This window comes from Streptomyces regalis (assembly GCF_001509475.1).
GTDB lineage: Bacteria > Actinomycetota > Actinomycetes > Streptomycetales > Streptomycetaceae > Streptomyces > Streptomyces regalis.
In genome coordinates this window covers 113801-127584 of record NZ_LLZG01000388.1, presented here as the reverse complement: position 1 = coordinate 127584, position 13784 = coordinate 113801, and the positions used below count along the sequence as shown (strand labels likewise).

At 64.4% G+C, this 13784-nt stretch carries 14 protein-coding genes; 8 read left to right on the top strand and 6 right to left on the bottom strand.

What is annotated here, in order from left to right; all coding sequences use genetic code 11:
• Positions 1 to 100: 100 nt before the first annotated feature.
• From dndE to dndB, 4 genes are read right to left on the bottom strand one after another with little or no spacing between them, the layout of a single operon-like run.
• Positions 101 to 478: a DNA sulfur modification protein DndE gene (gene dndE / locus ADL12_RS40195; RefSeq protein WP_030711233.1), complete on the bottom strand. Its 378-nt coding sequence runs from the start codon at positions 476 to 478 to the stop codon at positions 101 to 103.
• Positions 468 to 2459 carry a DNA sulfur modification protein DndD gene (dndD, locus tag ADL12_RS40190; protein WP_062712671.1) on the bottom strand — a complete coding sequence of 664 codons (1992 nt, stop codon included), beginning with the start codon at positions 2457 to 2459 and terminating at the stop codon, positions 468 to 470. The genes dndE and dndD overlap by 11 nt, the downstream gene beginning before the upstream one ends.
• Positions 2446 to 3939 (bottom strand): DNA phosphorothioation system sulfurtransferase DndC, encoded by a 1494-nt coding sequence (dndC, locus tag ADL12_RS40185; protein ID WP_062712669.1) that lies wholly within the window; start codon positions 3937 to 3939, stop codon positions 2446 to 2448. Before dndC ends, dndD begins: the two co-directional genes overlap by 14 nt.
• Entirely contained in the window at positions 3936 to 5066 is a 1131-nt protein-coding gene (gene dndB, locus ADL12_RS40180; RefSeq protein ID WP_062712667.1) for a DNA sulfur modification protein DndB, read from the bottom strand. The genes dndC and dndB overlap by 4 nt, the downstream gene beginning before the upstream one ends.
• 125 nt (positions 5067 to 5191) lie before the next feature.
• Here dndB and dndA point away from each other — a divergent pair, with 125 nt between their 5' ends.
• Positions 5192 to 6286 carry a cysteine desulfurase DndA gene (gene dndA, locus ADL12_RS40175; RefSeq protein WP_425265205.1) on the top strand — a complete coding sequence of 365 codons (1095 nt, stop codon included), beginning with the start codon at positions 5192 to 5194 and terminating at the stop codon, positions 6284 to 6286.
• 4 nt (positions 6287 to 6290) lie between these two features.
• Here dndA and ADL12_RS40170 read toward each other — a convergent pair whose 3' ends face one another.
• Positions 6291 to 7730 (bottom strand): DNA phosphorothioation-associated putative methyltransferase, encoded by a 1440-nt coding sequence (locus ADL12_RS40170; protein ID WP_062712664.1) that lies wholly within the window; start codon positions 7728 to 7730, stop codon positions 6291 to 6293.
• Between the two features lie 177 nt (positions 7731 to 7907).
• Here ADL12_RS40170 and ADL12_RS40165 point away from each other — a divergent pair, with 177 nt between their 5' ends.
• Positions 7908 to 9707 (top strand): hypothetical protein, encoded by a 1800-nt coding sequence (locus ADL12_RS40165; protein ID WP_062712662.1) that lies wholly within the window; start codon positions 7908 to 7910, stop codon positions 9705 to 9707.
• Here the strand turns inward: ADL12_RS40165 and ADL12_RS54555 are convergent.
• A complete protein-coding gene (locus ADL12_RS54555) occupies positions 9592 to 9996 on the bottom strand; it encodes a hypothetical protein (RefSeq protein WP_159053445.1) in 405 nt (134 codons plus the stop codon). The two genes, ADL12_RS40165 and ADL12_RS54555, sit on opposite strands and share 116 nt — an antisense overlap.
• 315 nt (positions 9997 to 10311) lie before the next feature.
• On the opposite strand from ADL12_RS54555, the gene ADL12_RS40160 reads away from it, so the two are divergent.
• The 6 genes from ADL12_RS40160 (at position 10312) to ADL12_RS40140 (ending at position 13713) form a co-directional block, all read left to right on the top strand.
• On the top strand, positions 10312 to 10983 hold the full coding sequence (locus ADL12_RS40160; protein WP_062712660.1) for a hypothetical protein: 672 nt from the start codon (positions 10312 to 10314) through the stop codon (positions 10981 to 10983).
• A gap of 116 nt (positions 10984 to 11099) precedes the next feature.
• Entirely contained in the window at positions 11100 to 11528 is a 429-nt protein-coding gene (locus tag ADL12_RS40155; RefSeq protein WP_063806794.1) for a head decoration protein, read from the top strand.
• Entirely contained in the window at positions 11525 to 12574 is a 1050-nt protein-coding gene (locus ADL12_RS40150; RefSeq protein ID WP_062712657.1) for a major capsid protein, read from the top strand. The genes ADL12_RS40155 and ADL12_RS40150 overlap by 4 nt, the downstream gene beginning before the upstream one ends.
• Positions 12571 to 12780: a hypothetical protein gene (locus tag ADL12_RS54550; RefSeq protein WP_159053444.1), complete on the top strand. Its 210-nt coding sequence runs from the start codon at positions 12571 to 12573 to the stop codon at positions 12778 to 12780. The genes ADL12_RS40150 and ADL12_RS54550 overlap by 4 nt, the downstream gene beginning before the upstream one ends.
• A gap of 62 nt (positions 12781 to 12842) precedes the next feature.
• Positions 12843 to 13163: a hypothetical protein gene (locus ADL12_RS54545; RefSeq protein ID WP_159053443.1), complete on the top strand. Its 321-nt coding sequence runs from the start codon at positions 12843 to 12845 to the stop codon at positions 13161 to 13163.
• Between the two features lie 169 nt (positions 13164 to 13332).
• A complete protein-coding gene (locus ADL12_RS40140; RefSeq protein WP_062712653.1) occupies positions 13333 to 13713 on the top strand; it encodes a histone-like nucleoid-structuring protein Lsr2 in 381 nt (126 codons plus the stop codon).
• The last annotated feature ends 71 nt before the right edge of the window (positions 13714 to 13784 follow it).

Here is a 13784-nt window from a genome sequence, read left to right as displayed (position 1 = left end):
TCTGCCAACCACGCTCAGCGGTGGCCACTCCCAGGCCAGTATGCAGAAGCCCGCCCCACCTGTAGGTGGGGCGGGCCAACCATCAACCATCCATCAGGTGCTATCCCGTGGCGGTGGAGACGAGCTGTTCGACGGACCGAAGGTCGGGGCGACCGTGCAAGTAGCCGATACCGCGGTGCAGATGCACCGTCAGCGTCCGCGCAATGGCCTCGTCTGAGAGCTCCTCACCGTCCATGAGGCACCGTTGCTTGAGCAAGGCGAGGTAGATGTCTCCGTACGGACTGGTGAACGTCTTCCAGGACATCTCGACGTTGGAGTCGGTCACGACCTCCTTCACCAGGGGCGTGGACGAGTCTCGGAGCGACAGCGCCAGGGCCCACCTGCACAGCTCATTCCACTGGGTCAAACCGGTGTTGCGCTTCAACCAGATGAGTTGATCCTTCGCCGTCTGCGAGAGGCGAACTGTCTCAAGCGACATGCGGAGCTCCTGCGGTCCACCAGTACCCGGCCTCGACGGTGGTGGTGAACGACGTGTCGTCGTGAACAAGGGTGTAGGTGTGCGCGAGGGACGGCTTCAGACGGCTGAGAAGGTTCTCGTCGATCTCCTCATCCGTGGACAGCAGGAGTACCTGCCGACCAGCGTTCGGGAAGTATCGGTCGACCAGATGCTGACGGTGTCGGCTGTCGAGGCGTCCCAGAGGCGTGTCGATCACACTGGGCAGCTTGTTCCCAGCAACCTTGGCCAGGCCCCAAAGCAGCGAGATGGCAAGCAGCTGCCGTTCGCCCGCGCTGAGCCGCCCAGGATCGATGGGTTCCCCCTCAGCGTCCGCAAGGGTGAGGTTGGACTTGACGGTGTCGATCCGCAGATCGTGGATGAGGCCGCTCTTACGCATCAAGGCCTTGAAACTTTGGAGGACAGCGACTTCGAGACGACTGATGTGGCGCTGCAGCAGAGCCTCGCCGAACTTTTCGAGCGTGTCTCGCGCCTTCCCAGCAAACGTGACGATTCGCTCGAGCTCCTCAATCTCAATGAGCGTCTTGACCCGCTTCTGCTGCGCTCGCTCCAGATCGGCGCCGATTCGGGTGCGTCGGCTCTTGAGCTCCTCCAACTGCTCTTCGCCACGCCTGAATTCGTCCTTCGCAACGGCGAGCGCGTCAATCGCCTCGTTGCGCTCCTCAACAAGATCCTTGATCAGCTTCTTATCCGGGACACCAGCCAGGAGACGATCGGCGTCATCGAGACGGTCGGTCGTCTCCGCAGACTCCTTGAGGAGCTCGCGAGCTCGGGATGCATCCCGAGTGAGTGCTTCATCGAGAGCCGAGAGCTGCTCAAGTGCGTCGCTCGGAAGGTCGAGGCTCTGCTTGAGTTCCGCTGCGCTCTCGCGCTTCTCACGATCCGTTGCCAGCTTCTTCTTCAAAGCTGTGCGCGCAGCAGCCGTCACCGACGCAGGAAGATGGTCGAGAAGCCACGCATCACGGTCCTCCAGGACGCCTACGACTCGCGTGGCGTCGTCAGCCTCCTTCTCCCGACCGGCCTGTTCACGGAGCCTGGCCAACTGCTGCGGGAGCATCAGAAGAGGCAACGGTCCTGCAGCAAGAGAGCGCAGGGAAGCACGCTGGGCCGCCAGGCGCTCAGCGATTGCTTTCTGATTGCTCTCGAGTTCCTTCTGACGTTCAAACAGCTTTCCACCGGCCCGCTCGAATGCCTTCTCTACCTTGTCGAGTTGCACCTGCAGCCGATCACACCGGGCCCGGACACTGCCCAAGGTTTGCGTCCGGTCCGCGATTTCCTGCCTTGCCGCTTCGTGCTCGGCTTCCTGGGCGCGGATCTGGTCGAGTACGGCCTGGTCCTCGCTGGACAGCCTCTGTCGTCGTACTAGCGCGACAAGATCAGTACGGAGCTGCTCCACCGTGCTCACTCCGAGGAGCGAGTGGACCGCGGACTCGATGACGCTGGCTGCCCGCTCAGGGTCCGCGAGAGACTCGATCTTTTCGCCGTCGAAGAAGAAGAGCGAGGCTACTTCGAGCGGAAGGATGTCTTCTACGTGGTCGGCCCAGCCCTCGCTGAGGATCCGGTCAAACTGGCCATCCACGATGACGTTCAGGAATTCCTTGAGCTGCTTGCCGCTGATGTGCCAGCTCCGGACAACCCGGTAGTGCCGCTCCTGGTCATCCACAACGACGGAAAACTCCAGGGCGATCTCCGCGCCCTCGGCCGCGTTCGCCTTGCGGTTGATGCTCTCGCGTAGGTAGGAGTCGTAGGAGCGGTTCCCACGACCGCTACACCGTGCCCGATGGCCGTAGAGCACCAATTGGATGGCATCCAGCAGGGTCGTCTTGCCGCATCCGTTGAGACCGCCGATCAGGACGATCGGCCTCCCGGGCTTGACGCTCAGGTCGAGGGACTGCTTGCCGCGGTAGGCACCAAAGTCGTGAAGTGAGATGTTATGAAGGAGCATCGGTGGCCTCTTCGTCCAGCGTCACGTAGGTCGGGGCAGATTCGCGGATCTCCTGCTTACGCTTCGCGAACTGAAGGGCGTCGTCTTCGTTTTCGTAGAATCCCTTCTTGATCGTCTTCTCCAGCTCCTTGAAGAGGCCAGAGCGCCGCGTCATGGTCCGGTGCTGCCGCTCGACTGCGAGGAGTTCACGCGTCATCGTGAAGTGGATGTCATCGCCGTCGCACACTTCCTTGAGGAGGTCGATCTCCTCGGCTCCGAGTACCAGCTGCTCGTCGAGGGGGCGTCCGGGGAACTCCTCGGTCGTCACTGCCTCGTAGATCGCCGGCAGCGTGTCCTCGACTTCATGCTTGTCGAACACCCAGATGCGGCGGATCTCGTGCAACTCTGCCTCCGAGATCAGCTCGATGCCTTGCACGCTCTCCGGTGCGGTCTGCCTCACGAGGGTCTGTGCCTCCAGGAGCTTCGTCAGCCACTTCTGACGCGCTTCTTGCGTGTACGGCCCCTGGATGACGCCGTCGTGGAAGAGTTGAACGTTGCCGTTCATCCGCCGGAAGTCTCGGTCCTCCTTCTCAGTCGACACGTCATCGAGCAGATTCCGGAGCTCCAGGAGGGGCCGCATCCACTCCTTCTCGTCATCGTTGCGGATCATGGCAGTCATCGACTTGTCCTTGTCCACAAGGGTGCAAGTCCAGCATCCGAAACGACTGTCACCGCAGGAAGGAGTGGTGTCGTCCACCACCAATGGGCACTCTGAGTCCTCGGAGGCACCCTGGTACATGGTCAGCAGATCCTTGTTCCGATGCCCCCACGCGTTGGAGTACTGCATCAGGAACATCCAGACCTCTTCTGTACCCCACGCTTCGATGGGACTGTAGACGAGGGAGTTCGGCAGATTGCCGTTGGGAGAGAGACGGTCCCGCACGCGGCGCTTCTCGTGCTTCGCCATGGCGCGGGCACGCGCCTGGCTCTCGGTCTTTCGAATGCCGAGGACGAGGATCGCCTCACCGTGTCGGCGCACGACGCGACGAATGAACGCGTTGGACGGCTTGATCTTCAATCGCTCCGTGCACCACCGGAACTTCGGGCGGGGAGCTGGATAGCCCTTGCCGATGAGGTTGACCCAGAAGGTGTCCTTCACCTCAGGGATCAGGCGGTGCGGCTCGATCGGCAGCCCTTGCTCCTTTGCCGCCCTCCCCATCGTCTCAAGGGACTGGGAGACCCACGCGGCTACCACCGGATTCTCAACCAGTGTGTCGGTGCTGATGACGTGCACGGGCTTGGTGCGCTGCTCGTCCGTCAACCCTTGGAGGGCAAGCCAAACGAGTTGGAGTACAGCGGTGGAGTCCTTGCCGCCGCTGTAGCCGATGACCCAAGGCACCTCGTCAGCCGTATAGAGCTCACGGATCTCTTCCGTGAGCTCGTTGACCACTTCGGCGAGAGCCCTCCCCTGGAAGGGAGCCGACGGCTTCGGGGTGCTCATGCATCTCCTCGCAAGTATGCGTCCTCAACACGCTGCTCCTCCGGGCTGAGTTGGAGCTTCATGTGACGGCGCAGGTAGTTCACAGTCAGGGTCAGGTTCTGGTGGCTCTTCGACACACGTCCGCCGATCAGCGCGCGACCCTCCCAATCTGGGTTAATCCGGGACCAGTCAACCGAAGTCAGGAGCTTGAGCTTCGAATGCCACACTTGGGGTGACTCGGACTTCCGCAGGAGCGAGTTCCCAATCCGGCCAAGTGCGTGCAAGGCAATGCCATGACTGTGGATGTAGTCCTTGCGTACCTCGGGAGCCGCAAGCTCACGCTTGCGCACCATCCCCCACTCGGGGACCACAAGGTCGACCGCCTCCCAGTATGCCTCCGCCAGCTCCTGCGCCTTCTCCTTCTTGATCTCCAGCCCTTGCAGGAGGGACTGGGTGGCGGAGTAGACGGCACTCAGGGTGAACAGCTTGCGGGAGCGTTGAGCAAGGGTGCTGCTCTCCATCTCGACGTGCCCTTTGAAGACAGGGGACTTCATAGCCAGGAGTCGAGCCATGATTGCCAGGTCGTCTCGGTGGTCATACAGCACGCCGATGGAACGCGGTGGGCGCACTGCGTGCCGGTTGAGGTCGGCGAACATCTGCTGGCAGCGAGCCAGACCGGCGTCGTGGAAGAAGACGACGGCGATCGTCTCCTCTCCGAGGTCGGGGTTCTCCTTCAGGGCTTCTTCGATGGCTGCCCGTCGGTGTTGCCCGTCGTTGATCAAGAAGCGGGCAGCCATGGGGATACGGATCTGGCCGGCGCGCATGCCCATGCCAGTGTCGGCGATGCTCTCGAAGTACATCTCGCCATCGACGGATGCAGTGAGGGCGCTGAAGACGTAGTCGTCTGGGTTCTCGACGATGTATCGGGTGAGGGCTGGAAGTCGGCCCTTGTTCAAGACGCGTTGGGCTCGAACCTCCGGTGCCAGCTCGTCCTCGTCGAAGAGGAAGATCTTCGGGATGAGCCGCAGAGGGCACATGGACACGTAGAACTCGCGACCCGCCTGAACGCCCCGGATGGCTGGAAAGATGTAGTCAAAGCCAGCGGAGGTAGCGGTATCGGCAAGCTGCGAAGATGACGGTGATCCCACGCGCGTAACGCTATCGTACGTCAGAGATAAGACGTACAGAACGTGCTGGATTAACGCTCAAAGGTGTGGTGGGGCTAGTGGTGACGTATCTCGATGCTGCGGCTACGACGCGTGTGGACCCGCGTGTGGCCGATGTGGTGATGCACTGGATGACCGAGGACTTCGGGAACGCCGGCTCCCGGACGCACGAGTACGGGACCCGAGCGAAGCGCGCGGTGCAGCAGGCGCGCGACTATCTCGCCAGCACGGTCGGTGCCGAACCGGACGAGTTGATCTTTACCAGCGGGGCTACTGAGAGCAACAACATTGCGTTGCTCGGTCTTGCTCCCCATGGCGAGCAGAGTGGTCGGCGTCACATCATCACCTCGGCGATCGAGCACAAGGCGGTGATCGAGCCCCTGGAGCACATGCAGTCTCGTGGTTTCGAAGTCGACTTCATCAAGCCTGGTTCATCAGGCAGGGTCTCTGTCGAGGCGGTGATGGAGCGGCTACGTCCCGACACGCTCCTCGTCTCTCTGATGCACGTGAACAACGAGACGGGTGTCGTCCAGCCTGTAGCCGAGCTCGCTGGGCATCTGCGTGAGACCTCGACGTATCTGCATGTGGATGCCGCACAGGGGTACGGGAAAGTACCTGAGGATCTGACCGCGCCGATCGACATGATCAGTGTCAGCGGTCACAAGATTGGCGCCCCGAAGGGCGTCGGGATGCTGGTCACCCGACGCCGACGCTCAGGCAGGCTGCCACTGCAGCCGATCATGTTTGGTGGCGGCCAGGAGCGGAAGCTACGCCCAGGAACGTTGCCGGTGCCGCTGATCATGGGCCTGGCTGAGGCGGCGAAGATCTTCCAGAAGGAACACAAGCAGTGGAGCAAGGGCGCGGCGGATCTCCGCTCCCGGCTCTTGAACGCGCTCGCGAAGACCCGGTTCCAGATCAACGGAGATCAGGACCACACCGTCCCGCACATCCTTAACGTGTCTTTCGACGGTGTGGATGCCGAGGCGCTCATTGTCCAGTTGAACCACCACGTAGCCGTTGCCACGGGCTCCGCATGCACGAGCGCCTCGTACACCCCCAGCCACGTACTCACCGCCATGGGGCTGCCCGAGGATGCAGCAGAGAACGGGCTCCGCATGTCCTGGTTCCCGAACCAAGCGGCTGACCTTGATGTTGAGGAGCTGGCGGACCTGATCGCGCGGTTGCAGCCCGACTCCGTCTGATCGCTCAACCTGCCGTACGACGCACTAGCCGATGTCCGCGAAGGGCCCGGTCGCAACGGATGAGCTCTGCCTCCCAGCCGTCCTCTGTGCCAATGAGGTGAGGGTGCTCATACAGCCCCGCTTTCACCTCCGCTGCCGTGAGCCGTTTGTACCGCTCTACGTCGGGATCATCTGCGGCCAGGAACTCGTGCTTGCGGTGGAGTAGAGGCCGGTTCAGGGAGTCGGCGTATGAGGTGAAGGACGTCTCCAGCGTCTTCAAGTCCACGTGGTACGAGGACAACGTCCGCGGATGGGGGTCGGTGTCGAAGTCTGGGTAGTCCAGCCAACTCACCGCCCGGCCCTGGTGGCGGAGCTTGGCCAGGGTCCATTCCTGCGGGCGGCCGGCGGCGATCGAGGCGCAGTGCTCGTAGAGGCGTAGCACTGTAGGCATCCGGTCGAGAGCTCGCTGGTGGACGTACAGAGCGGTCGGGGTCAGCTTCCCGACCGCGGAGGCGTTCATAGCTCCGCGGATGTACGTGTCGTCACGCAGCTTGAGCAGCAGCCGGTCGGATCGCTGGCAGGCTTCCTTGTAGGAGGAAAAGAAGGCGCGGACGTCGAGCTGGACACTGAGCGGGAGGCTGCTGAAGGGGCCGCGGCCGTTGAACAGTTCGACGGCGAGGAAGAGCAAAGTGTTGAGCGTGGTTCGCCTTCCGCCTTCCTCGACCTTGCTGGAATCTGCGGAGTCCCGTACGAGCCGACGCACCTCAGTGGGGCGCAAGTGGCCGAGCAACTCGGCCATCGGCTGAGGGACTTCTTCCATCCGGGGCAGCCGCCCGCGACGTTCGACGTAGTCGACGACCGCTGCGATCGCTGAGGTCGTGTCCTCTGATGCGAGCCACTCCGCGTCGGGAACAATCCGGCGAGCAAGGTAGCTGAGGCGCGCTCTCTCGTCCTTGAAGGCATAGACGACGCCTGGCGCTGCGGAGACTGTCCGTACCCCTGTCACTTCCTCGACGTAGGTGCGCAGCTCGCTTGATCCGAAGAGGTGTTGGAAGGTCTGTCGGCTGGTGAGCAGGCCGTCGCCGAACGCCTCGCCTTTGACCTTCGACTTCTCCCACGTCAGTCGTGCGGAGGCGACGAGGACTGTTTCAGCCAGGTCCCACGCCTCTTTCAGGGTCTTGCGCCGCTCCTGTGGGTCTTCGATGACATTGAGGACGTAGGTGAGGAGAACTACGTCCGCCGGCTCCAGCCTGGTGTCGGCTTGGTAGAACGGGTCCCAGCCGACTGCTTGGCAATCCAGATGCTGGAGCGCACGTACGTCGCCCCCACGGCCGCAGCCGTAGTCAAGGACGGTGAGCCCGGGGCGTACCTGCCTGTCGATCACGGCCTGGCGGGCGGGGACAGAGAGGCTTGCTCTGCTGATCGCGGTCAGTCTGCGATCGCTGCTCCATGTCTGCTGCGCCATGCTCACGTCCTCCCGCTACTGGCCGACAAGCGGAGGGTAGCGGCGGGTACTCACGAGGGTGGGCGCGATCAGGAGAACCTGCGCAATGCTCGCGCCTCGGCCCCTTGCGCCGAGAGACCGATGGCGGGCTCACCTACGCTGTAGATGGCGCGGGGCCGACGTTACGGACCTGTCCCCGTGGGCCTGCGCACTTTCCTGACCGATGCCTGGTCGTGGCTCAACTACAAGCCGGTAATGGCCGGCACTCACGATGGGCGTCCGCATCGGGCCCTTTCGCCCGAGCTGCAGGCGACCTGGCTCCCCGATGATGCGGTGCGCCGCCTGGCGGCTTACAAGCTCCTGGCGGCCTACGACTCCAACCAGGCGGGCGAGCTCGCCACCCTGGCAGGCAACGAGACCGCGGCCGAGCGCAGGGAGTTCGGGGACCCGGCAACTTTCGTAGACACTGCCCTCGCCCATCTGCTGGGGAAGTCGCAGCAGATCGTCGTGCCGGGGGCCGAGCACGCCGGCGACGACGACGCGACGCCCGAATCAGCGGCTGCTGCCGAGGTACAGCAGCGACTGCGGGAGTGGGCGGAGGCTGAGCTGCTGCCGTTGCGGATGCAGGCCGCCGAGCGTAAGGCCGTACTGCTCGGCGACGGGCTGTACCTGCTGGCCTGGGACCCGGAGAAGCGCCGTGTTCGGCTCAAGACCTACGACCCGGGGTTCTACTTTCCCGTCCTCGAGGACGATGCCGACCCGGGGGACTATCCCCGCCGTATCCATCTGGGCTGGGAGATACCCGAGGACCCCAAGCGTGGGCTGAAGCCGAGGGTCCGCAGGATCACATACGAAATGGGACCCGTAGTGCCAGCTACCCGCAGCAGCACCGACGGGAACGGACAGGCGAGGCGGCAACCGATCGTGGGCGACACCGGCGGCCACGTTCTCGAGGTCGGCGACCGGTACGTGCCGGAGTCGGACCACATCGAGCGCACCTACCCGTGGGCGCCCGACCGGCCGTCGAAGGTCACCTGCTATCTCACCGACGCCGAATGGTTCCTCGACGACCTGCGCCACGGGCAGAGCCTTGACGATCTGCCCCTGGGCAAGGCGCACTTCCGGACTCGGCCCGACGGCGAAGTCCTGCATCGCCTCGATCTGCAGCTCGACTTCATCCCGATCGTCCACATCAGCAACACCGTCGCCGACGGCGAGCACTTCGGGCAGTCCACCCTGTCAAAGGTCATGCAGGCCCTGGACGAGCTGGCCGAGACCGACACCGACTCCGCCCGCGCCTCCGCGACTACGGGTGCTCCCATCATCGGCCTTGCCGGGGCCCGTGCCGAAGTCGACCGCGTCACCGGCCGCCCCAAGCCCCTTGCAGTCGAGCCCGGCACGGTCTTCCAACTCGCCGACGGCGGACGGATGGACGTCCTCGATACCTCAGGCCAGCTCTCGGAGCTACGGGCCAGGGTCGAAGAGATCCGCGACCGTGCAGCCGTCAACGCCCGGCTGCCCGCTGTGAGCCTGGGCACCGTCGACCCCAGCGACGTGCCGAGTGGCTACGCACTCCAGCTGTCACTCGGACCGTTGGATTCCCAGGTGGACTCCATGCGTCTGGCCCGCGCCCACAAGTACGCGCTGCTGCTGAAGATGGTGCAGCGTATCCACCAGGCCGGTCGAGCCGAAGGCTGGCCCACGGGCGAACCGCTGGCCGCGCGCATCGTGTTCGGCCCGCACACCCCGACCGACCGAACAGCGATCCTCGATGAGGTCGTCAAGGGCGTGTCCGCCGGAGTGCTCTCATTGGAGACCGGGATCCGCATGCTGCAGGACGCCGGATACCCGATCGAGGATGCGCGCGAGGAAGTCAGCCGGATCACTGCTCGGCAGGAAGCTCCGGTGCCGGTGCGTCATCGGGCGGCAGCTTCGTCTTCCTCATCCCTTCCCGCTGCTGATCAACGGGCTGACGAAGATGCTCTTCTTCGACGGTGACGAGGTTCCCTCCGCCGACCTGGACCTTGTAGGTGCCTTCGCCGCCGGGCAGGCCCTTGATACGCGTCGCGTAGAAGCACCAACCCGCGAAGTCGCCGTACGAGCTGGGCAGCACCTCACCGATGCTGGACTCGATGCCCGAGGCCAACTTGCTTTTGCCGGAGGCGTCGTAGATGACCACGGCTTCCCCGGCAAGATTGGGAGTGCATTCGCCGCCCTCAGTTTTGGCCCCGGGGTCCGTCACGGGTGAGGCACCAGCGACCAAGGCGGTGAAGGGGCTGCGGTCCACCCACGGTTCCCATGCCCACAGGGTGACTCCCGCAGCGACGACCACGGCGGCCGTGACACCCCATATCGCCGCGCGGCGCTTCTTGAGCGGCTCGGAGCCCTTCGCTAGGGACACAGCAGGAGATATCAGATTAGATCCTGGGACATCAGACATGAGTTGATCATCTCAGGTTTACGCCAACCGGCAGCCAACGCAGCAGTGAGCCAGCGTGATTGGCCTATTGGATCCGAGTGGCCAGTGCCGGGCAGCGGATGTGTTCTTGGCATCCGTAGACTCGATCACGGCGCGGGGCCGTCGTGGGAGTAGCACCCTTTGATGACCCGCAGCCTGCCCGCTCCGCGTACCGTGCTCGGCCACCGCCAGGACGGCCGCCCGATCTTTCCGGTTCTCGGCGCCTCCTCCGACGATCCGTCGAACGACGAAGTCACCGTCAACATCAGCCAGAAGCAACTCAATACGCTGATGGCCCGGGAGAAGGACCAGGGTGGCCGGGCTGCAGTGCGCGGCCTGATCGAAAAGCTCGGCTTCTCCAATACCAGCGCGCTTGAGGAATACCTGGCCGGTGTCCGGCAGGCCGAGCAGGAGCAACTCTCCGAGGCGGAGCGCCGCGAGCAGGCGGTGATCGAACGAGAGAAGGCCGCTGCCGCTCGCGAAGCTGCAGCCCTTGTCCGTGAGCGTGACGCTGCCCGCCGAGTTGCCCTCGCCGGCATTGGGGCGACCGGTGCCGACCTGGACGACGCCGTGGCGCTCCTGCGCGTCCCGGACGACGCCGAGGGAGACGCCCTCAGTGAGGCGGTACAGGAGCTGAAGACTCGCCGCCCCGAGCTGTTCGCAGGCGTCCCCACAGGCGCACAGCAGCTTCCTGCAGCTCCTGGAGGCGCACCTGCCTCGGTCCCGCCGCCGCGCCCCGGCGGTGTCGACCACAAGCCCGGTTCGGCCGGCCTGGAGATGGCCCGCCGCCGCGGCATCCTCCCTGCCTCCGAGTAACACCGACTGGCCCTGAGTGGGGTCTTGTTGGGGACCACGCCCCTGCCTTCTCCTCGTGGACCGTGCCACCAGCGGGTGAGTGCGCGACCGCACCAGTACCACCAGGAGAAGCGGCGTTGATCCAGCCGTACACCACCTCCGTCACAGTGACCGCGAACCGGGACTGGCTCGCCTCCCGGCACGGCACCGACTCCACGGAAACCATCACCCTCGACCTGCAGAAGCTGACCAAGACCACGCACTACCTGGAAGCGACCGCGGGCCAGCCGCACGGCTACGTCCGCTCCGGCGTCCCGGTCGGCCGCATCAACGCCTCAGGCCTCTACGGCGCGTACGACCCGGCCGCGAAGGACGGTCGCGAAGTTCTCGCTGGCCTCGTCTACGCCGAAGCCCCGTTCACGCCTGGCACGGCGAAGGTGCCCGCGGCGCTGTTCTGGCACGGCACGGTGAATGCCGCGAAGATCCCCGGCGGCATCGACCCAGCGAAGATCGCCGCTAGCCCGGCTGGCGCGCAGATCCGGTTCCTTGGGGCGGTGAGCGCGTGAGCGTCGCCGACCTTCTCAAGAACGTTTCCGTCGCGGACCTGACAGTCTATGCCCGGTCGATCCCGACTCCAGCGGACTTCCTCCTCACTCAGAGCGTCTTCGCCGAGACCAAGGTCCAGGACGTGAAGTGGCGGGTGCGGCAGTCCAAGCGGCGCGTCAACACCGCCTCTTACCGTGCATACGACTCCAGCGTGCCGTTCGCGAAGCGGCAGGCCGAGTCCACGCAGACCGAAGGCACTCTGCCGGCCCTGGGCCAGAAGCTGCTCGTCGGTGAGATGGAACAGCTCCTCCTGGACGCGGCGCGTGGCGCGGACGAGGACCGGCTGATCGATCTGCTCTACGACGACACCGAGCGGCACGTCGAAGCCATCCGCTCCCGCCTGGAACTCGCAGCAGGTGACGTCCTGGTCGACGGCAAGTTCACTCTGTCCGGGGAGAACGGCCTGACCGTTGAAGTCGACTACGGCGTGCCTGCGGCGAACATGCCGACCGCTCCGAAGCCGTGGAGCAGTCCCGACGCGGACCCGATCGCGGACGAGTTGCGGTGGATCGACTACCTCGACTCCATCGGCGCGCCGGCACCGGAGATGGTGGTCACCTCACGCAAGGCGTGGTCGCACCTGGCCTCGAACGGCGCCTATCGGGCGGCCTACTACGGCACTCCCGCGGGCGGTCAGACGCCGACTGCGACCCTGAACCCGGAGCAGGTCAACTCGGTACGCGGCACGTACGGGCTGCCGCCGGTGACCCTCTACAAGGCGCAGGTGTGGCAGGACGACGTGTCGAAGCGTGTCCTGCCCGAGGACCGGTGGATCATGCTGCCCCCGGACCGGGCGAAGTGGGGCCAGACCCAGTACGGCACCACGACCGAGTCGCTCGCTCTGTCCCGGGGCACGAACCCGCAGATCGAGCGGGAAGACGCCCCGGGCATCGTGATCACCCGCGATGTCGAGGACGACCCGGTGCAGATCTGGACCAAGGGCGCCGCGGCCGCGATGCCCGTCCTGTACGCACCGGACTGCCACATCACAGCCACCGTCCTGTGAGCGCCAGTCCTCCCGCCGGAGTTGTTCTCGCCGCGACCGTGCACGTACTCGATCCCGTCGAGCGAGTGCCGCTAGTGCTGGAAGCCGGCACCAAGGTCACCGATCCGGCGATCGCCGAGCAGATCACGAACCCTCGGTGCTGGCAGCCCGAACCAACGCCCGGCTCGGGGCGCACGAGCGCCCGGAAGCCGAAAGCCGCCCAGTAACCGCGAACAGCCGTGGGGAGCAGCACACGCTGCTCCCCACCGTCGACTTCCCAGGAGTAGCCGTGAACAGCGACGCCCTGCGCTGGCTACAAGCCCAACTCGGTCCTGATTCAAACACTGCGGACCTCACTGGCCGATATGAGCGCCTCGGATCCGCCCGAGCAGTCGCTCTCGAAGTACTGCACGAACGGATCGCCACGCTCGTCGCCGAACCCTTGAAGGTCACCGTCAACGGCGTGGCGACGATCGACAACTCGGCCAATCTCGCCGCACTCGAGAGACAGGTCTCTCAACTCCGCGAAGCAACCGCTCCCGACGATCTGCCCTTGGCAGACCACAACCTGCTCATGACGGTGCAGTTGTGTTCTCGCCCCCGGCGGTAGCCCTTGGCCAACAAGATCGAGTAACGGGCCCGACAGGTAACGGAATTAGTTTTCACCTTAGACGCACATTAGCCATACCTCGCCCGTTCCTCCCGTAACACATCCTAATTTCCGACCCATTCCAGATGTCATGTAATGTCCGTCGAGGAACGGAAGGAAAAGGGGAAACATGGCAAGGCTTGTACAGACCTATCTCGTAGACGACTTGACCCAGGAGAGAGGCGACGACGTCCAGACGCACTCGCTCGAACTCAACGGCGTCTCCTTCGAGATAGATCTCAGCGCCGGTTCGTACGAAGACCTCGAAGCCAAGCTCGGCCCGTTCATGAAGGCTGGCCGGAGGACTTCTTCCGGCAAGAGGAAGCGGCCGCGTAAGGCGTCTACCCACGCTCAGAAGCGGGTTCCCGTAGCGACGTTCAACGACACAGGCGCGGATCCCGCCGAGATCCGCAGGTGGGCTAAGGAACGGAAGATCGCCGTACCTGCTCGCGGGCGAATTCCGCGGTCCGTTCGGGAGCAGTTCATCGCACTCCACGACAATCCTGTGTAGGACAACAAGCAGGGCGCGAGCCCGACATGCACGGTCCGCGCCCCAGTGCTCCTACCTGTCGTGGCGACGCT

Excerpts from the sequence above, each read along its gene's own strand:
- dndE (WP_030711233.1), bottom strand. The coding sequence starts at position 478 with ATGTCGCTTGAGACAGTTCGCCTCTCGCAGACGGCGAAGGATCAACTC.
- ADL12_RS40140 (WP_062712653.1), top strand. The coding sequence starts at position 13,333 with ATGGCAAGGCTTGTACAGACCTATCTCGTAGACGACTTGACCCAGGAG.
- dndC (WP_062712669.1), bottom strand. The coding sequence starts at position 3,939 with ATGAGCACCCCGAAGCCGTCGGCTCCCTTCCAGGGGAGGGCTCTCGCC.
- ADL12_RS40170 (WP_062712664.1), bottom strand. The coding sequence starts at position 7,730 with ATGGCGCAGCAGACATGGAGCAGCGATCGCAGACTGACCGCGATCAGC.
- ADL12_RS40160 (WP_062712660.1), top strand. The coding sequence starts at position 10,312 with ATGACCCGCAGCCTGCCCGCTCCGCGTACCGTGCTCGGCCACCGCCAG.
- dndD (WP_062712671.1), bottom strand. The coding sequence starts at position 2,459 with ATGCTCCTTCATAACATCTCACTTCACGACTTTGGTGCCTACCGCGGC.